Raw genomic sequence first — 17,536 nt, forward strand, 5'->3', positions numbered from 1 at the left:
AAAGGAGAATATCAAATGGCTATGAAAATCCGTCTCGCCCGTGGTGGCAGCAAAAAGCGCCCCTTCTACCGTATCGTCGCCGCCGACAGCCGCATGCCGCGCGATGGTCGTTTCATTGAGAAACTGGGCACCTATAACCCGCTTCTGCCCAAGGACAGCGAAGACCGCGTGAAAATGGATGTCGAGCGTATCCAGCACTGGCTGGCGCAGGGCGCTCAGCCGACCGACCGCATCAGCCGCATGCTTGAGACCGCCGGCGTTGTCGCCAAGAAAGAGCGCGCCAACCTGAAGAAAGCCGTTCCGGGCAAGAAAGCTCAGGAACGCGCCGCAGAGAAGACAGCCAAGGCCGAAGCAGCCGAAGCAGCGGCAAACGCCCCCGCCGAAGAGGCCGTGGTCGAAGAGGCTGCAACCGAGGAATAAGACAGGTAAGGCGCTGGAATGTCACAGTTTTCCAAGGACTTCCAGACCGCCCTGCGCGATCTCATGCGGTGGCGGCGCGACGTGCGCCGCTTCCGCCGGGACGCGGTGGATGAGGCTGTCTTACAGGACTGCCTCGACACCTTCCTGCTCTCACCCTCTGTGGGTCTGAGCGAACCGTGGCGCGTGATCCGGGTGCAATCCCCCGAGGCCCGCGCCGCGGCACTGGCCAACTTTACAGCCGAAAATGACCGCGCCCTCAAGGGGTATCACGGTGAAAAGTCACGCATTTACAGCGGCTTGAAACTGTCCGGCATGCAAGAGGCGCCGGTGCAATTGGCGATCTATTGCGACGAGGCCACCGACAAGGGCGCGGGCCTTGGCGCGGGCACCATGCCCGAGATGCGGCGCTATTCCGTTGTCGGCGCGATCACCCATTTCTGGCTCGCGGCGCGTGCGCAGGGGCTTGGCGTCGGCTGGGTCTCGATCCTTGATCCAGAGCAACTCGCGCGCGACCTCGACGTGCCCGCCGACTGGGCGTTGGTCGCCTATCTCTGCGTCGGCTGGCCCGAAACCACCAGCGACACCCCAGAGCTGGAACAGGCTGGATGGGAAACCCGCCGCCCCACCCTGCCGACCGAGGTGCGTTGAGCATGCGTGTGGCCCCATTGCACATCCGCGGAATTCAGCGGATCATATCCCGATCTGTCAAACCGGAGACCACGCCATGAGCGACAGTGACCGCATTTGTGTGGGCGCCATCGGCGGCGCCTTTGGCGTGCGCGGCGAAGTGCGGCTCAAGAGCTTTACCGCCATGCCCGAGGATATAGCCAGCTATAGCCCTCTGACCTCTGAGGATGGCACGCGGCAGTTTGACATCAGCCTGACCGGCCAGACCACCAACGGCTTTACCGCACATCTGTCCGGCATCGCCACCAAAGAGGCCGCCGATGCCCTGCGTGGCACCCGGCTCTATGCCCTGCGCGCGCAACTGCCCAATCTGCCGGATGATGAATATTACCACGCCGATCTCATTGGGCTTGAGGTGTTCGACACGGGCGGCACCCTCTTGGGACGGGTCAAGGCGGTGCTCAATCACGGTGCGTCTGACCTGTTGGAAATCCACGGTCCCGGCCTCAGCGCCACGGTTCTGCTGCCCTTCACGCTTGAGGCGGTGCCAACCGTCGATCTGGCCTCTGGCCGCATCATCGCCGACCCGCCCGATGGTCTGATATGAGCGACACGCCCCGCTCGCACGGGCGCAAATCCATCCGCGCCACCCTGACCCCGCGCGAGTTGATCACGCCCACGCCGGACCTCGCAGGCGTCTGGACCGCGCGGGTGATCACCCTGCTTCCCCAAGCGTTTCCGGGCATTCTGGGCGAGAGCCTGACGGGACGCGCCTTGCAAAACGGCCTCTGGGCACTCAACGCGATCGACCTGCGCCCTTACGGCGAGGGCAAGCATCGCAACGTCGATGACACGCCCGCCGGGGGCGGCGCGGGCATGGTGATCCGCGCCGATGTCATGGGCCGCGCGATTGACGAGGCTATGGCGGCCACCCCGCCCGGCTGGCCGCTGATCTACCTCAGCCCGCGCGGGCGGCGGTTTGATCAGGCGATGGCGCAGGACCTCTCGCAGCGCCCCGGTGTCACCTTGATCTGTGGTCGGTTCGAGGGGCTGGATGAGCGCGTGATCGAGCATTATGGCATCCAAGAGGTCTCCTTGGGCGATTTCGTCATGACCGGCGGCGAGATTGCCGCGCAGGCGATGATCGACGCCACCGTGCGGCTCTTGCCCGGTGTGCTGGGCAATGCCGAAAGCACGGCCGAGGAAAGCCATTCCAACGGGTTGCTGGAGCATCCGCAGTATACCCGCCCTGCCGAATGGATGGGCCGGGTCATCCCAGAGGTTCTGACCTCTGGCGATCACGCGCGGGTCGAGAAATGGCGGCGCGAAATGTCCGAGCGCCTGACCGCCGAGCGGCGTCCGGATCTTTGGGACAATCACTGCAAAACCAATCCTGACAAGGCTTGATCCGCCTCACGGTTGCGCCTATACACCGCCTTGCTTGGAATCGCTTTGCGGCTCCGGGCCTGTGTGTTTTAGGCATGACGACCCACCAGACCTTCTTCGGTCGCCTGCGGTAGCCTTGGCAAACGGATCACAGACAAGGACGACCTGATCTCTGGCGGGCGCAACTGCGAACCCGGAAGAAGACCAAGAGCTCTGAGGGCGCGAGACATCTTTGCGGAAAAACCGCAAGTAAATCAGGAGAGAAGCGATGGATATTATCGCTCAGATTGAGGCGGAACAGATCGCCTCGCTCGGGAAAACCATTCCCGATTTCAAGGCCGGCGACACCATTCGCGTCGGCTACAAGGTGACCGAAGGCACACGTTCGCGCGTGCAAAACTTTGAAGGCGTCTGCATCAGCCGCAAAAACGGCAAGGGCATCGCAGGGTCGTTCACCGTCCGCAAGATTTCCTTTGGCGAAGGTGTGGAACGTATGTTCCCGCTCTATTCGACCAATATCGACAATATCGAGGTTGTGCGCCGTGGTCGCGTGCGTCGCGCCAAGCTCTACTACCTGCGCTCGCGTCGCGGCAAATCGGCCCGCATCGCCGAGGATTCCACCTACAAGGCCCAATCGGGCGCTTCCGCGTAAGGATTGGTACGATGAAAAAAGAGATTCACCCCGATTACCACGCCATCAACGTCAAGATGACCGATGGCACTGTTGTGCAAATGCGCTCGACCTATGGCAAAGAAGGCGACACGCTGTCGCTCGACATCGACCCGTCGGTGCACCCCGCCTGGACCGGCGGCAGCTCGCGTCTGATGGATGCCGGTGGCCGCGTGTCCAAGTTCAAGAACAAATACGCCGGTCTCGGGTTCTGAACCCTGTTTCTGGACGGATACGACAAACGCCGCCCCTCGGGGCGGCGTTTTGCATGGGGCGCAAGCGTGCCTTTACTTTTTGGTAAGAATTGGGCTATAAACAGGACATCCGAAAATCGGTTTTCAGTGACCTCACCGAAAACGTGACCCTGCGGAGCGTCTACTCCGCAGGGTCTTTTCTTTCAGGGGCTTAGAGCCCCATCAAGAGCCGGATGATCCCAACAAGCAGCGTCCCCGCTGCAAGTAGCACCATCCATTTCCGAAAGTCGGTTTCTCTCAGTTTCCTCACCTCCTTGCGCTGCAATGGGTTGCAGCAGGACTACAGCACCGCGTCGGCGTGAAGGAAAGGTTAAAATTGTCGATATTCTTGGTGATTTTTGGCAGAGCCCGCCCCTACACTTGCACCTGTGCCGCAACCGGATAAAACGGACTCAGACGAGCAAGAGGACGCGCAATGGCGACGGCACTGATCATACTGGCGGCAGGTCAGGGGACGCGGATGAATTCCGAGCTTCCCAAGGTGCTGCACCCAATTGGCAGCGCGCCGATGTTGGGGCATGCGATACAGGCGGGCGCGACCCTCGAGCCCGATCATGTGATCGTGGTGGCCGGACATGGGGCCGAGGCCGTACGCGCCGCGGCGCTGGAGTTTGACGAGACCGCGCAGATCGTGATCCAATCCGAGCAATTGGGCACTGCCCATGCGGTGGCCCAATCCGCGCCGCTCCTGGCGAACTACCCCGGTGACGCGCTTGTGCTCTATGGCGACACACCCTTTATCCAGCCCGAGACATTGGAGCGGATGCAGGCCGCGCGCAGCACCCATGACATCGTCGTGCTGGGCTTTGAGGCGGCCGATCCGGGCCGCTACGGGCGGTTGGTGACGGACGGCGATGATCTCCTGCGGATCGTCGAGTTCAAGGACGCAACCGAGGCCGAGCGCGCTCGGACCCTATGCAACAGCGGCGTGGTTCTGGCGCCCGCCGCTTTGCTTTTCGATCTCATCGCACAGGTGGGCAATGCCAATGCCTCGGGCGAATATTATCTGACCGACATCGTGGGTCTGGCGCGGGTGCGGGGGCTGTCGGCGACTGCCGTCACCTGCGAAGAGTCCGAGACGATGGGCATCAATTCCCGCGCCGAACTCGCACGCGCCGAGGCTGGATTTCAGACCCGCAAACGCGCCGAAGCGCTGGAAACCGGCGTAACCCTTGTCGCGCCGGAAACGGTGCAATTCGCCTATGACACATGGCTCGGCCGTGATTGCGTGATCGAACCCTATGTCGTCTTCGGCCCCGGCGTGACCATCGAAACCGGCGCACATATCCGCGCCTTCTCGCATCTCGAAGGCTGCCATGTAGCGCGCGGCGCGGTGGTCGGCCCCTATGCCCGGCTTCGCCCCGGGACAGAACTGTCCGAGCACGCCCGCATCGGCAATTTCGTCGAGCTCAAGAACGCGCTGATCGGCGAGGGGGCCAAGGTCAATCACCTGAGCTACATCGGCGATACGCGCGTGGGAGATGAGAGCAATATCGGCGCAGGCACCATCACCTGCAATTACGATGGTGTCTCCAAGCATGAGACTGTGATCGGCGCGCGGGTTTTTATCGGCTCCAACACCATGCTGGTGGCCCCTGTCACCGTTGGTGACGGGGCCATGACCGGGTCGGGATCGGTGATCACCCGCGATGTCGCACCGGATGCGCTGGCGATCGCCCGCGCGCGGCAGGTGGACAAACCCGGAATGGCCGCCAAACTGTTCGAAATGCTCCGCGCCAAGACCCGAAGCCGCGAAAAAGGATCAAACTGATGTGTGGAATTGTTGGAGTTCTTGGCAATCACGAGGCAGCGCCCCTCTTGGTCGAGGCCCTCAAGCGGCTGGAATATCGTGGCTATGACAGCGCCGGGATTGCCACCGTGCATGGCGGGCATCTTGACCGTCGTCGCGCGGTGGGCAAGCTGGTCAATCTCTCGGATCTCTTGGTGCATCAACCGCTGGCGGGCAAGGCCGGGATTGGCCACACCCGCTGGGCCACGCATGGTGCGCCGACCGAGGCCAATGCCCATCCGCACCGCTCTGGCCCGGTCTCCGTTGTGCATAACGGTATCATCGAGAATTTCCGCACCCTGCGCACCGAACTGGCCGCCGCCGGGATCGGCCATAAGACCGACACCGACACCGAAACCGTCGCCCTTCTGACGCATCACTACATAACACAGGGCATGGACCCCGCGACGGCGGCGCGCACAACCATCGCCCGGCTCGAGGGGGCCTACGCGCTCTGCTTTCTGTTTGAGGGCGAACCCGATCTTCTGGTGGCGGCACGACGCGGCAGCCCGCTGGCCATAGGCCATGGCACGGGCGAGATGTTCGTTGGCTCGGATGCCATTGCGCTGGCCCCGATGACCGACCGCATCACCTATCTCGAAGAGGGTGACATCGCGGTTCTCACGCGGACCAGCCTGACCATCACCGATCGCCATGGCCATCTGGCAAATCGCCCCATCAAGACCATCGAGATCGACAGCACCCGCGTCGACAAGGCTGGCCACCGGCATTTCATGGCCAAGGAAATCACTGAACAGCCCTCGGTGATCGGCGCGGCCTTGGGTCATTACCTCAGCAGCGATGGCAGCCGCATCACCCTGCCCGAGGGGCTGCCGGATTTCGCAGGCATCGAACGGCTGACCATGGTCGCCTGCGGCACTGCACATTATGCCTGCCTCACCGCCAAATACTGGTTCGAGCAATTTGCCCGCCTGCCGGTCGAGGTCGATATCGCCTCGGAATTCCGCTATCGCGAGCCCCCCGTGACCCCCGGAACCGTGGCGCTGTTTGTCAGCCAGTCGGGCGAGACCGCCGATACGCTCGCGGCTCTGCGCTATGCAACGGGACGCGCAGAACAGATCATCTCGGTGATCAACGTCTCCGAGAGCTCCATCGCCCGCGAGAGCGATTTGGCGCTGTCCATCCATGCCGGGGCCGAGATCGGCGTGGCCTCGACCAAGGCCTTTACCTGCCAACTGACCGTGCTCTTGTTGCTGGCGCTCAAGGCGGCGCAGGACCGGGGAGAGATCGATCCGGAACGTCTGGTTGATCTCTTGTCGGCCCTGCGCGCTCTGCCCGCCACCCTCAACACCGCAATGGGCTGCAACGCAGAGATCCAGACCGTCGCCCGCCAGCTTGCGACATCCCCCAGCGCGCTCTTTCTGGGGCGTGGCCTGATGTATCCGCTGGCGCTGGAAGGCGCGCTCAAGCTCAAGGAAATCAGCTATATCCATGCCGAGGCCTATGCCTCGGGAGAGCTCAAGCATGGCCCGATCGCCCTCATCGACGACACAATGCCGGTGATCGTCATGGCCCCCTGCGATGCGCTCTTCGACAAGACCGTGTCCAATATGCAAGAGGTCATGGCCCGTGGTGGCCGCATCCTGCTCGTGTCCGACGCGCGCGGTGTCGCCGAGGCCGGTGATGGCGTCTGGCAGGCCATTACAATGCCCGCCACTGACCCCATTCTCACCCCGATCCTCTACGCCCTGCCTGCCCAACTCCTCGCCTATCACACCGCCATTGCCAAAGGCACAGACGTCGACCAGCCCCGCAACCTTGCCAAATCCGTCACGGTCGAGTGAGACAGGGCATCGCGCGCGATGATGCCGACCGGGTGGGGCACCGCTTGCATTGCGCCCAACGCTCCGTTAGACGCCAGACGGTATTTCGATCACTCTGGACATGATGTCTCCTTGCATTTTCATCATAATGGCCGTGTTTCGGCCAGAGCCTGATTATCTGGAGGCACAGATCCGATCTATCGCGGATCAGACCCATGCATCCCGACGTCTGATTGCCGTGATTGCCGATACCAGTTCAGATACGCTGGTGTCCGACCTCGCCACAGCGGCGGGCCTTCCCTTTAGCCTTGTTCCCAGCGACGTCACGCTGGATTCCGTCCGCGCCTTCGAGGCCGGATTGAGCGAGACGCTGCGCCTGATAGCCGCCGAAGGGCTCGACGACGACGCGGTTCTCATCGCCCTGTGTGATCAAGATGACATCTGGCATCCGGATCGTCTGGAGAAAGGCGTGGCTGCCCTCGCAGCCAGCGGTGCCGACCTCGTGCATAGTGACGCGCGGCTGGTGGGGCCGGATGGCAAGACCGTCTTGCAGCGCTCCATGTTCGCCACCGAGCGGCGCAAACGCAATCCCGGTCTGCGCGGGCTGCTCTATCGCAACAACATCACCGGCATGACGACCCTCATGCGACCCCGGCTGGTGCGACTGGCCCTTCCCTTTCCCCCCCAGAGCGGGGTTCATTTCTATCACGATCTCTGGCTCGGACTGTTGGCGAGTGCGACCGGCGGCGTCCACGTGATCGACGAGTGCCTCGTTGATTACCGGCAGCATGACAGCAATGTGATGGGCGCAATCGACCGCCGCCAAGGCGGAGGCCTGCGCGTCAAACGCCCCGACGCGATGTGGCTGCGCAAAGAGGCCACGGCCTATGCGCTGGCCCGCTATCTCGGACAATCGACCTATAACCGGCTCACCGATGCCATCGCCGATGGCCGGCTCAGTCATGGCGAGGCCAAAGCCGCCCCGCTGCGTCCCTATCTGCGGCGGATGCGCGGAATGGGCACGCATCTGCGCGACGCGCTCGTCCTGACCCTACAGGGGCACACAGGTCTGGCGCGGATCGCGGCGGGCTTTGCCGTGGTCAGCACAGGGCGCATGGTCTGGACCCTGCGCGAGGCCTTTGGGCCCAGCCTGAAAACCACGATCGACGGGTTCGACACCCGGCTTTACTCGCTCTCTCCCGGCATGACGCCCCGGCCACCCTCGTCCTCGCACCGGCAGGACAGGCCCCCGGTCAAATACGAGAGCATCGTCGACCTGCGCAAAGAGCCACGCTTTGTCCCCGAGTTCACAGCGCCCCATCCTGCGCTGAACATCCTTGTGCCAACGCTGAACCCGACCGAGATCTTTGCCGGAATCGCCACAGCGCTCGACATCGGTCTCGGGCTTGCGGCGCGCGGCTACCACGTCCGGTTCATCGCCACCGACTTGCCCCTCTCGTCCCCCGGCACCTCCCGCAGCTTTGTGCTGGGCCGATTGCCCAGAGCGCATGACTTGCAAGGCGCGGCGGACCGCATCAGCCTGCTCTGCGGCGTTCAGAGCAAGACCCTGTCGCTCAATGCCCAGGACGTGTTCATGGCCACCGCATGGTGGAGCGCGCATGTCGCAGAAAAGCTGATCCGCCGCCACGCCATGACCCATTCGCGGTTTCTCTATCTCATTCAGGATTACGAACCGCATTTCTACGCGTGGGGCCCCGAATTCGCCGATGCCATGGCAAGCTATGATTTTGCATTTGATCCAGTGTTCAACACCACCCTGCTGCGCGACTGGTTTGCGGGTCAGAACTTTGGCTTTGCCACCGATGATGCCCTCGCCTTTCATCCCTCGATCGACATCGAGCGCTATAGCCGCGTGGCACGCGCCACGCCGGGCGGCGCACCGCGCCGTCTGGCGCTCTATGGGCGTCCGGACGTGCCGCGAAATATGTACGCCACCGCAATCGAGGCCTTGGCCCGCTTTGTCGCGCAAGAGCAGCTTGGCGCGGAGGATATCGAATTGGTGTCCATCGGCCAGCATCATGGCGATGTCACCCTGCCCGGCGGTCTCGTCCTCAAGAGCCTCGGAAAACTTGCTTGGGAGGATTATCCCGACTACCTTGGTAGCGTTGATCTGGGTCTCTCCTTGATGTATTCGCCTCATCCCAGCCACCCCCCTCTCGAAATGGCCGCCGCCGGTGTGCGGGTCGTCACCAACACGTTCGGCCCCAAGGATCTGAGCCGCCTCAGCCCGGCAATCCTCTCGGTGCCAGCGACCGCACCCGATCTGGCGGGGGCGCTCAGCGCGTCTTGGCACGCCGCCCCGGTGAGCCAATCCGACCGCGAGATCAATCTGCTTGATCTGGGAAGCCACCCCGAAGATATGATCGACAGTCTGGCCAATCGGCTTGTCACGCGCCTGCCACGGATCTAAAACACAGCCCCATGACACAAAAGATCATCCTGCATATCGGCTCGCCAAAATGTGGCTCGACCTATCTTCAGCGCGTCATGCTCCAGAATACAGACTGCCTGTCGCAGCACGGCATCTGCTATCCAGCACCGACCGGATCACATCCCGGCAATGCCGGTAAACTGGCCGAGATCACAGAGGATCAGGTCACAGCCATGTTCGCGGATGGCGCGGAAACCGTTGTTCTCAGCCATGAGGATCTCTACTCGCTCTCGAAACGCGGCATCGCACTGGCAGAGATCACCGCCAAGGCTGGAATCGCCGTACAGATTCTCGCTTTCTTGCGTCCCTTCAGCGATTTCGTTTTCGGCGATTACTCGCAGTTCATGAAGCAGCATTTCGATACCTTTCTGGCCGAGCGCAGACCCTATGGCGGGCGCGATTTCCCGACCTTTGCCAAACGCCGGATCGACACGATGAAACCGGCGGCCTATTTGGCCAACTGGGGCAAGCTGTTTCCGGACCTGCCGATCATTCTCGACAGCCACCGCAACATTCAGCAGGTTCTAGACGACGTGCTCGGACATCCCACCGGGATGAATTGGGACGTGCCGATCCACGACACCAATCCGTCACTGCGCATGCAGGATTGTGACATCATCGCCGCCGCGATGCTGGACCCGGAATGCGCCGACGAGGATATCCGACAGATGTTCCTCACAGCGTATCATCACACCCAGAACCCGGACATGGGCCGCAACCCGCAGCGCATTGCGTGGCTCGAAGAGCAATTCAAACCCCAGAATGACGCTCTATTGGCGCAGTTCGGCTTTGATAACCGGGTCATTATCCCAGAGGATACCGAGGTTTGATTCCCGGCATCGGCACGGCGGGGCGTTCGACGCCGGCCCTCCGCATCGCCTGAACGTCCTCCCTCAGGCAGATTTCGCCGTGTCGATTTTCATCAGGGCATGATGATGCGCAATCGCTTCATCGACATCGGAGTAAAAGCTGAACTGCCCATTCTCGAGCACGGCGGCATGGCTACAGAGGCGTTTGACCTGCCCAACCCCATGCGTCACCATGATGGCACCGCTGCTCTGAACCCGCTCGGCAAACAACTCTTCTGACTTTTCGCGGAATGCGGCATCGCCGACCGCCGTCACCTCGTCCACGAGGTAGGTGTCAAAATGAATGCCCATGGACACGCCAAACGCCAGCCGTGATTTCATGCCCGAAGAATAGGTGCGCACCGGCAGGTTGAAGTGTGGACCCAGCTCAGCAAAATCCGCGACGAAATCCGCAAGCTCCTCGGTATCGACCCCGTAAACCCGCGCAATGAATCGCACATTCTGCAGCCCGGTCATCTCGGGGTGAAAACTCCCGGCAAAGCCGACCGGCCAGGAAATCGTCCCGGTGCTGATCACCTCCCCACTGTCGGGGTCCATCGAGCCAGAGATCATCTTGAGCAAACTCGATTTTCCAGCGCCATTTCGGCCCAGAATGGCAACTGCTGTGCGGTCTGGAAACACCGCCGAGATGTCATCGGCAACCACCTTGTGCTGCCCGTTGAGCACAAAGGTCTTGCACAGGTTGCGTATCTCGATCATTGGCCCGGCCCGCTCAGCGCCTGTCACGCAAGGAATAATAGACCATCACCATAATCGACCAGGACATCAGCAGAAATCCCGAGATCATACCCAATAGCATCAGACGTCGCGGATATTCCGCCGTTTCGGCCAAAGTGGGTGAAATATGGGTGGCCAAGTACCGCGATTGCCGTTGCGCCTCGGCCAAGGCCACATCACGCGCCGCCAGAGCAGACAGATAGCTTTTCTCGGCAAACTGCCGTTCAAGTTCCAGCGCCTGATACTCTTCCAGCAATTCCGCATATTGCGTCACACCCGAGACCCCGCTCACGCCCCCGAAACTCGACCGTTCTTCGTCAATCAATTTCTGAATGGCCGCAATCTTGCGATTGGTCTGGGTCACGCGCGGGTCGCTCTCGGCAGACCCGTCGAGCAAAAGTTCCAATTCGATCTGGGCTTCTGCCATCTGCGCGTTGAGCGAATTCAACAGCCCCATCTGGCCTTGAATATCCGCCACCGGATCAACAATCTGGGTCCGGTTGCGAAAGCTGGTAAGCGACTGGTTGGACACCAAAAGCCTGTCTTCGGCACGCGCCAACTCTTCTTCGGCATAACGCATTGCATCCGCCCGCGCGATCGCAGACAGTTGGTTGATCATATCGCTGCTCTCGCGAAAGACCACTTCGGCGATGGACCGCGCATCCTGCGGATCAAAGGCCAGAACCCGAATTTCAACCAGACCGCTGCTGCGATCGTAGAAAATCTTGACCATGCGCTGCCAATAGCTCGACAGAGCCTCAATCCGCGTATCGTCCCCAAGGGTAAACACCGGATCGCCGGGCCGCTGATAGATCCGCGAGAGATCAAGCTGATCATTGACCGCGCGCACAATCTGCGGGCTCTGGATGAACTCATACAGAATATCCGTGTCCGAAGAGCTGGACCCCGACAGCTCGGTGATCCCGCCCAGCAACTCGATGGCTGATCCGATCTCTTCGGTGCGCACGGAGAATCCGACATGGCTGGCGTATTGGTCGCGGGCGATCCCATAGAGATACCAGATCGACAGGATCACCGGTAAAACCACCAAGGTCACAAAACTAAGCCCAATGATCACATGGCGCGTCTTGACGCGCGCGGGCTTTGCGGTGGGGCGTACATTAGTTCTATTCCCCGGAGCCTGAACCACATTCGGACCCGTCTTCGTTTCAGGCGCAGCCCCCTTGCCCGGGGTTGCAGCCAGTTTTTCCGCAGGAGAGTTGGTCTGAGTCAAATCTAGCTCTTCACTATGCTACCGCCCGACAGATGCGCCGGTTGGGGATTTTCTATCAAAGGACACGGTGATACACCATCCATCAAGATGACAAATATAGCCCTCCCCCCGGCCTTGCCGCGCAAGCGCACAGGCACTGTTCAGACCGTCATGGCGCTGATCCTGCGCGAGATGTCCTCGACCTATGGTCGTTCGGCCTTGGGCTATCTTTGGGCCATTCTAGAGCCGGTCGCAGGCATCATGCTGCTGACCTTCCTTTTCTCATTGGCCTTCAGAAGCCCGAGTCTTGGAACCAATTTTCCCTTGTTCTTCGCCTCGGGCGTCCTGCCCTTCATGGCGTATATGGACATCAGCGGTAAAATGTCACTGGCGTTGCGGTTCTCAAAGCAACTGCTGTTCTATCCCGGCGTCACCTATATCGACGCGCTCATTGCACGCTTCATCCTGAATGCGCTCACGCATATCCTGATTGCCGTCATGCTGTTTCCCCTCATCCTGTTTCTCTATGACGTGAATGTGATCATCGACATGAAGGCGTTGGCGATGGGCTATCTTCTGGCATTTGCGCTGGGAATAGGCGTCGGCACTCTGAATTGCTTCCTGCTCTCCGTTTTCCCGATATGGGAGCGCGCATGGGCGATTTTGAACCGTCCTTTGCTGCTGATCTCGGGCGTCATTTTCCTCTATGATACGGTGCCCATGCCCTATCGGGACTGGCTGTGGTGGAATCCCTTGGTGCATCCCATCGGTTTGGTGCGCAGAGGCATCTACAGCACCTATGACGCTGAATATGTGTCTTCGGTCTATGTTCTGACGGTTTCCGGGATCACGCTGATGCTCGGCTTGCTGCTCTTGCGGCGCTATCACCGCGACATCATCAATTTTTGACGCGCGGTCGCGACACGGTCCGCTTCAGTGCGCCTAGTCCCCGTCGCAGCCGGCTGCGAGAATGCAGCGCGGTTTGCCCCCGCACATGATAGGCCGCGAGAATGACCGCCGCCTCTGCGCCCAGCGGGGTCTCGCTGGCCTCATCATAGTCGGGCGTCATGTCAAAGGCAGCGTCGCCGTTCAGAAAATTCCGCGCCAGCGCAGCATTCGACATCTCGCATTGCTGCAACAGGCGTTGCCGGCGAAGAAACGTCATCAGAAACCGCCGTGACGGCACACGCACCACCGCCGGCGCCTTCGCAAAAAAGCGGTCCACCTCTTGTCCCACCAACAGCGGTGCAACCCCCTGATCCAGCATGGCCCGCTTGAGATAGCGCGCGGGTTCGATCAACCCGGTCGGTGGGCTGACATTATGCGACCGCGGGGACACCGCATCATCGGGCAACATATCCGATATGCCCAGCGCCTCCAGAAATCGGCGCACTGCATAGTCGGGTGCTTGCTCTGGTCTCAGGGGCACGGCGAGGATATTCTCGCGCGCAACGCTACGGACCCAGTTCATCAGCATCGCATTGTAGTTCAGCACCTGCTTTTCGACCCGCATCTCCATCAGCGCGGTAATGCCGCGACGCCAGTCGGCCCCACTTTTGACATGCTGCTTGTAGTCGGATTCGATCCACAGATCCTGTCGCCGGAAATAACAGATCACGCCGACTTCGAATCCGGCCTGTCGCATGCGCTCGACCACCTCAAGAGCAATCGAGCCGCGCGCGACACCGAACAGATACTCCGAACTCAGGATCACATCGCCATCGCGCCGCAGAAAGAAATCGAGCAGTGATTTCACTCGGGCCGTGTCCCCCTCGAGCATCGCATTGGCGAGATGCAAGGCATTGCCCTGCTCGGGAATGCGCTCTCCGGGTGCGAACTCATAGTGAATTCCGCGCGCCGCCAGTTCGTTGGCATGGTCTGCCAGATAGGCCTGAATTGACGTCGTCGCACATTTCGGCATGCCGACATGCAGGAAAAGGCGCTTCTTCATACTGATCAACTGCCTCACCAACCGGTCGGCAGCACCCTAGTGTTCCCCAAGAAATGACACAAGCCGCAAATACGCAAACCCCACGTTGCCAAGCATCCCTCGGGGCTTTAAGCCAAGGCTCAGAGAGAATAAAGGCATCGCAGGATCACATGGGCTGGCGCGGATATATTCACGATGACAGCAGGACAGTGTTCTTCTGGTCGCAAAAGGCGGCCTGCACCACCCTGTTCAACTTTCTCGCCGACAACATGCCCTCGCGCCCTGCCAAAAAGCAGTATTTTCACACCAATAGCGCACCCTTTCGCGGCTGCGCCGAGGCGCTTTTGACGCGCAACTTTCGCTCGGTGATCCTGGTCCGGCATCCGGCGACCCGCATCATCAGCGCCTATTTCAACAAGTTCTGCCTCTATCGCGGCCGACAATTGCTCAGCCGCGCGGATCTGGAACCCTTTGCACAGGATCTTCACGACCTCTATTGCGCGCGCACCGGTGCCGATGCCAACGACAACAGCATGTCCTTCGAGGCCTTTCTGGACACGATCGCGCATCTGCACGCCAGCCGTCCACGCCCCGACAACCTGATCAACGGGCATTGGGAAACGCAGGTGCCCGCCTTTTACAGAGAAGAGGGCATCCATTACGATTTCGTCGTCCATGTCGAGCGGCTGGATGTCGAACTCTCTCGGGTCGCCCGCAAGCTGGGGATGACCTATACACCGCGCGTGCTGAACCGCACCCGCCTGCCCGAAACCCCGCTCAGCGGGTATCTTGGCAATCTGTCGGCGCGCGATCTGGTGGATATGAGTTTCAACTATGACAACTTCATCACCCCAGACACACTCTCGACCATCCATCGCATCTACGACATTGATTTCAGAACCCTCGGCTATCCGGTCGATCCGCGCGACGGGTTTCATGGCACCGGATGGGCTGGCGCGTTGAACCGGACCTTTCCCGCTTTGGGGCGCCTCACAGGAAGATGAAATCCTCCACCGACAGGCTGCTTGTCGCCACATCCTCCAACAGAATCTCGTGATCCGCATAGCGCACAACCGCGCCATCGGCCGTGTCAAAGATATCCAGCGCCAGAAAGCGGCCCATCAGCCCCGGCCCCTCAACCCCGCTCAGCCGAATGTGATCCTCACCGATCTGGAAATCGGCGATCACGTCGCGCTCTCCGGCGACCAGATCATTGAACACGAAAACATCCGCCTCCGCTCCGCCCCGCAGCGTATCGTGACCAGCGCCGCCGTTGAGCGTATCGCGCCCCGTGCCACCATCCATCAGGTCGTTCCGCCCGCCCCCGGCCAGAAAATCGTCGCCGCTACCGCCCAACACGGTATCATTCCCCTCGCCCCCACCGAACTGATCCTTGCCTGCCCCCCCGTCCAATAGATCGCGCCCCGGCCCCCCTCCGATCACATCATCCCCGTCGCCGCCGCGCACTGTGTCTCGGTCAAAGCTCCCCGCCAGCCTGTCATCCCCGGCGCCACCTTCGAGCAGGTCATTGCCCGGTCCGCCGCTCATCACGTCCTGACCGTCACCCCCGCTGAGGACATCATCCCCGTCGCCGCCGCCCATCGTGTCATCGCCGCCCTGCCCCCCGAGCCTGTCCGCGCCAAGACCCCCTCCGACATTGTCCTGCCCAGCGCCACCTTCGATCAGGTCGTCGCCCGCTCCGCCCGCAAGCCGGTCATCGCCCGCATCGCCGCGCAGCGTGTCATTGCCGCCATGTCCGGCCAGACGGTCCGCGGCCACGCCCCCTTCAAGCAGGTCCGCGCCCTCACCCCCGACCAGAACCAGCGAGACAGGCGCAGGTGGCGAAGCAACGACCGGGCTCGGTGGCGGATCAACGCGCGATGGTGGGGCGATCCCCCCCATTTCCAAAGGCCCAATCACAATATCGAAATGTGACAGCAAGGGTGACACCATCGCGGGCAAGTCCGTCGCCGCAAAACCCACGCCAGCGGCGTTGCGCACCTCCAGCTCTTCGGCCCCGAACCGCAGCACGGCCCCTTGGCTCGTCGGCGCAAAACCAAGCTGCCCGAGATTGCGCAACATCGGCCAGAGCGACAGGTCAAGCCGGTCCTCCCCCAGCGTGAAATCCGCAATCACATCGCGCTGTCCATCCGCCATGAGGACAAAGACATCTGCCCCGGCACCGCCAATCAGCGTATCCTCGCCAGATCCGTCGCTCAGCACGTCCTCTCCCGCGTGGCCCTCCAGAACGCCATCGCCCCCACGGCGTGACAAAAGATCATTCCCGGCCCCGCCCTCGATCCGCGCCGCATCGCCACGCAGCACCACGCCAAGTGACCCCAGATCAACCCGAAACAGGCTCAGCCCCGCCTCTCCCGCCGCCGTCACGAGAATGTCGATACCCCCCGCCCGGATCTGTGCCGCCAACCCGGACACACCCTCCAATGCAAAGACCTGCTCATCAGCCAGCGTATCCAGATGCAAGAGCCGCCCTTCGGCGGTCAGCCGGAACAGGCTCAGCCCCGCGTCCCGCCCCGCCACCAGCACAAACACATGCCCGTCCTGTGCGATCACCTCCACATGCGACACCCCGGCGAACCGCGTCAACAGCCCGTCAATCACATGGTCCGCAATCCCCAACGTGCCCCCCGCCCCAACACTCAGCACCGTCAGGCTCGCACTGTCCGCCGATGCCACGATCAAGAACGACCGCCCCGCCACCTCAGCGGGCGCAAGCGCCGTGATTGTCTGCACCGGCAGGCTGTCTTCCGGTCCAAGGCTGGTGACAGGAACCAACTCTGCCATCTCTGTGAGACGCAGTCCTGTCAGACCCTGCTCACGCGCCGAGGCGGCATAAACGAAAACCTCCTCGGCAATTTCGACCAAAGCCAGATCGGAGATATTGCGCAAATAGAGATCCACCGCATCAGCCTGCGGGCGGACTGTCTGCACCGTCTGATCTGACCCAAGAGCAAAGACCGACAGGCCCTGACCGTCGGCCGCGGCTATAATCAGGTAATCCTGATCCTCGACCCGTGCCGCCAAAAGGCTTGCGGCCTGCGTCTGCACCCCACCTTGACCCAAGAACCCCAGAGTGCCACTGCGCCCCCCCGCATCCCAAGCCTCGAGCAGATCGCCCACCAGAGCCTGTGGCAGTGCCCCCGGCGTGCCGATCACATTGAACGCGACGCGCGCCGTTTCTTCGTGAAACCACTGCCCTTCCAGCACTGGCCCGCTCGTGCCAACCCGCACCACCCGGCTGAGGCCCGCACCGTAGTCCGCGACCACAAATCCCCCATCGGACAGGGCCGTAATCGCCACCGCTGCGCGCGCGACCTCAAAGTTCGCCGCATGACTCGTCCCGACATGCACCAGCCTGACCGGCATCCCCGTCCCACCCATTTCCCGCGTCCCCACGCAAGAAA

General features: G+C 61.6%; 16 protein-coding genes. 12 read left to right on the plus strand and 4 right to left on the minus strand.

Going from position 1 to position 17,536, the window contains the following annotated elements; translation table 11 throughout:
- Window positions 1–15 precede the first annotated feature (15 nt).
- From rpsP to VR71_RS11230, 10 genes are all read left to right on the plus strand, one after another.
- Window positions 16–420, plus strand: a complete 405-nt coding sequence (gene rpsP, locus VR71_RS11185) for a 30S ribosomal protein S16 (protein WP_040650361.1) — start codon at window positions 16–18, stop codon at window positions 418–420.
- An 18-nt stretch (window positions 421–438) separates the two neighbouring features.
- Window positions 439–1,068 (plus strand): 5,6-dimethylbenzimidazole synthase, encoded by a 630-nt coding sequence (gene bluB / locus VR71_RS11190; RefSeq protein WP_009816544.1) that lies wholly within the window; start codon window positions 439–441, stop codon window positions 1,066–1,068.
- A 76-nt stretch (window positions 1,069–1,144) separates the two neighbouring features.
- A complete protein-coding gene (rimM, locus tag VR71_RS11195) occupies window positions 1,145–1,654 on the plus strand; it encodes a ribosome maturation factor RimM (protein ID WP_009816545.1) in 510 nt (169 codons plus the stop codon).
- Complete coding sequence (gene trmD, locus VR71_RS11200; RefSeq protein WP_045683883.1) at window positions 1,651–2,454, plus strand: tRNA (guanosine(37)-N1)-methyltransferase TrmD; 804 nt, start codon at window positions 1,651–1,653, stop codon at window positions 2,452–2,454. The genes rimM and trmD overlap by 4 nt, the downstream gene beginning before the upstream one ends.
- 247 nt (window positions 2,455–2,701) lie before the next feature.
- Window positions 2,702–3,085, plus strand: a complete 384-nt coding sequence (rplS, locus tag VR71_RS11205; RefSeq protein WP_009816549.1) for a 50S ribosomal protein L19 — start codon at window positions 2,702–2,704, stop codon at window positions 3,083–3,085.
- An 11-nt stretch (window positions 3,086–3,096) separates the two neighbouring features.
- Complete coding sequence (gene rpmE / locus VR71_RS11210) at window positions 3,097–3,318, plus strand: 50S ribosomal protein L31 (RefSeq protein ID WP_009816550.1); 222 nt, start codon at window positions 3,097–3,099, stop codon at window positions 3,316–3,318.
- Window positions 3,319–3,772: 454 nt separating this feature from the next.
- Window positions 3,773–5,128, plus strand: coding sequence for a bifunctional UDP-N-acetylglucosamine diphosphorylase/glucosamine-1-phosphate N-acetyltransferase GlmU (gene glmU, locus VR71_RS11215; RefSeq protein WP_045683885.1), 1,356 nt, complete (start codon window positions 3,773–3,775; stop codon window positions 5,126–5,128).
- Window positions 5,128–6,951 carry a glutamine--fructose-6-phosphate transaminase (isomerizing) gene (glmS, locus tag VR71_RS11220; protein WP_045683888.1) on the plus strand — a complete coding sequence of 608 codons (1,824 nt, stop codon included), beginning with the start codon at window positions 5,128–5,130 and terminating at the stop codon, window positions 6,949–6,951. The genes glmU and glmS overlap by 1 nt, the downstream gene beginning before the upstream one ends.
- Before the next feature lie 127 nt (window positions 6,952–7,078).
- The gene (locus tag VR71_RS11225) at window positions 7,079–9,361 is read left to right on the plus strand and encodes a glycosyltransferase (RefSeq protein WP_045683891.1); all 2,283 of its coding nucleotides are present in this window, start codon (window positions 7,079–7,081) and stop codon (window positions 9,359–9,361) included.
- A gap of 11 nt (window positions 9,362–9,372) precedes the next feature.
- Window positions 9,373–10,212 carry a hypothetical protein gene (locus VR71_RS11230; RefSeq protein WP_009816554.1) on the plus strand — a complete coding sequence of 280 codons (840 nt, stop codon included), beginning with the start codon at window positions 9,373–9,375 and terminating at the stop codon, window positions 10,210–10,212.
- 63 nt (window positions 10,213–10,275) lie between these two features.
- Here the strand turns inward: VR71_RS11230 and VR71_RS11235 are convergent, their stop codons facing one another.
- Together VR71_RS11235 and VR71_RS11240 are read right to left on the minus strand one after the other, a co-directional pair.
- Window positions 10,276–10,950, minus strand: coding sequence for an ABC transporter ATP-binding protein (locus tag VR71_RS11235; RefSeq protein WP_009816555.1), 675 nt, complete (start codon window positions 10,948–10,950; stop codon window positions 10,276–10,278).
- 13 nt (window positions 10,951–10,963) lie between these two features.
- Window positions 10,964–12,046 (minus strand): sugar transporter, encoded by a 1,083-nt coding sequence (locus VR71_RS11240; protein ID WP_296430228.1) that lies wholly within the window; start codon window positions 12,044–12,046, stop codon window positions 10,964–10,966.
- A gap of 243 nt (window positions 12,047–12,289) precedes the next feature.
- On the opposite strand from VR71_RS11240, the gene VR71_RS11245 reads away from it, so the two are divergent.
- Entirely contained in the window at window positions 12,290–13,090 is an 801-nt protein-coding gene (locus VR71_RS11245) for an ABC transporter permease (RefSeq protein ID WP_045683894.1), read from the plus strand.
- Here VR71_RS11245 and VR71_RS11250 read toward each other — a convergent pair.
- The gene (locus VR71_RS11250) at window positions 13,080–14,132 is read right to left on the minus strand and encodes a hypothetical protein (protein ID WP_045683896.1); all 1,053 of its coding nucleotides are present in this window, start codon (window positions 14,130–14,132) and stop codon (window positions 13,080–13,082) included. The genes VR71_RS11245 and VR71_RS11250 overlap by 11 nt on opposite strands.
- A gap of 149 nt (window positions 14,133–14,281) precedes the next feature.
- Here VR71_RS11250 and VR71_RS11255 point away from each other — a divergent pair, with 149 nt between their 5' ends.
- Window positions 14,282–15,115: a sulfotransferase family 2 domain-containing protein gene (locus tag VR71_RS11255; RefSeq protein ID WP_296430230.1), complete on the plus strand. Its 834-nt coding sequence runs from the start codon at window positions 14,282–14,284 to the stop codon at window positions 15,113–15,115.
- Here VR71_RS11255 and VR71_RS24895 read toward each other — a convergent pair.
- The gene (locus tag VR71_RS24895) at window positions 15,102–17,513 is read right to left on the minus strand and encodes a calcium-binding protein (protein WP_296430231.1); all 2,412 of its coding nucleotides are present in this window, start codon (window positions 17,511–17,513) and stop codon (window positions 15,102–15,104) included. The genes VR71_RS11255 and VR71_RS24895 overlap by 14 nt on opposite strands.
- Window positions 17,514–17,536 lie beyond the last annotated feature (23 nt).

Source organism: Roseovarius sp. BRH_c41 (genome assembly GCF_000961715.1).
Lineage (GTDB): Bacteria > Pseudomonadota > Alphaproteobacteria > Rhodobacterales > Rhodobacteraceae > Roseovarius.

What these genes read in the sequence shown, in the direction of transcription:
- rpmE (WP_009816550.1), top strand. Translation starts at nt 3,097, where the DNA reads ATGAAAAAAGAGATTCACCCCGATTACCACGCCATCAACGTCAAGATG.
- glmU (WP_045683885.1), top strand. Translation starts at nt 3,773, where the DNA reads ATGGCGACGGCACTGATCATACTGGCGGCAGGTCAGGGGACGCGGATG.
- VR71_RS11235 (WP_009816555.1), bottom strand. Translation starts at nt 10,950, where the DNA reads ATGATCGAGATACGCAACCTGTGCAAGACCTTTGTGCTCAACGGGCAG.
- VR71_RS11225 (WP_045683891.1), top strand. Translation starts at nt 7,079, where the DNA reads ATGGCCGTGTTTCGGCCAGAGCCTGATTATCTGGAGGCACAGATCCGA.
- trmD (WP_045683883.1), top strand. Translation starts at nt 1,651, where the DNA reads ATGAGCGACACGCCCCGCTCGCACGGGCGCAAATCCATCCGCGCCACC.
- glmS (WP_045683888.1), top strand. Translation starts at nt 5,128, where the DNA reads ATGTGTGGAATTGTTGGAGTTCTTGGCAATCACGAGGCAGCGCCCCTC.
- VR71_RS11255 (WP_296430230.1), top strand. Translation starts at nt 14,282, where the DNA reads ATGGGCTGGCGCGGATATATTCACGATGACAGCAGGACAGTGTTCTTC.
- VR71_RS24895 (WP_296430231.1), bottom strand. Translation starts at nt 17,513, where the DNA reads ATGGGTGGGACGGGGATGCCGGTCAGGCTGGTGCATGTCGGGACGAGT.
- VR71_RS11230 (WP_009816554.1), top strand. Translation starts at nt 9,373, where the DNA reads ATGACACAAAAGATCATCCTGCATATCGGCTCGCCAAAATGTGGCTCG.
- rplS (WP_009816549.1), top strand. Translation starts at nt 2,702, where the DNA reads ATGGATATTATCGCTCAGATTGAGGCGGAACAGATCGCCTCGCTCGGG.
- VR71_RS11245 (WP_045683894.1), top strand. Translation starts at nt 12,290, where the DNA reads ATGACAAATATAGCCCTCCCCCCGGCCTTGCCGCGCAAGCGCACAGGC.
- rimM (WP_009816545.1), top strand. Translation starts at nt 1,145, where the DNA reads ATGAGCGACAGTGACCGCATTTGTGTGGGCGCCATCGGCGGCGCCTTT.
- bluB (WP_009816544.1), top strand. Translation starts at nt 439, where the DNA reads ATGTCACAGTTTTCCAAGGACTTCCAGACCGCCCTGCGCGATCTCATG.
- rpsP (WP_040650361.1), top strand. Translation starts at nt 16, where the DNA reads ATGGCTATGAAAATCCGTCTCGCCCGTGGTGGCAGCAAAAAGCGCCCC.
- VR71_RS11250 (WP_045683896.1), bottom strand. Translation starts at nt 14,132, where the DNA reads ATGAAGAAGCGCCTTTTCCTGCATGTCGGCATGCCGAAATGTGCGACG.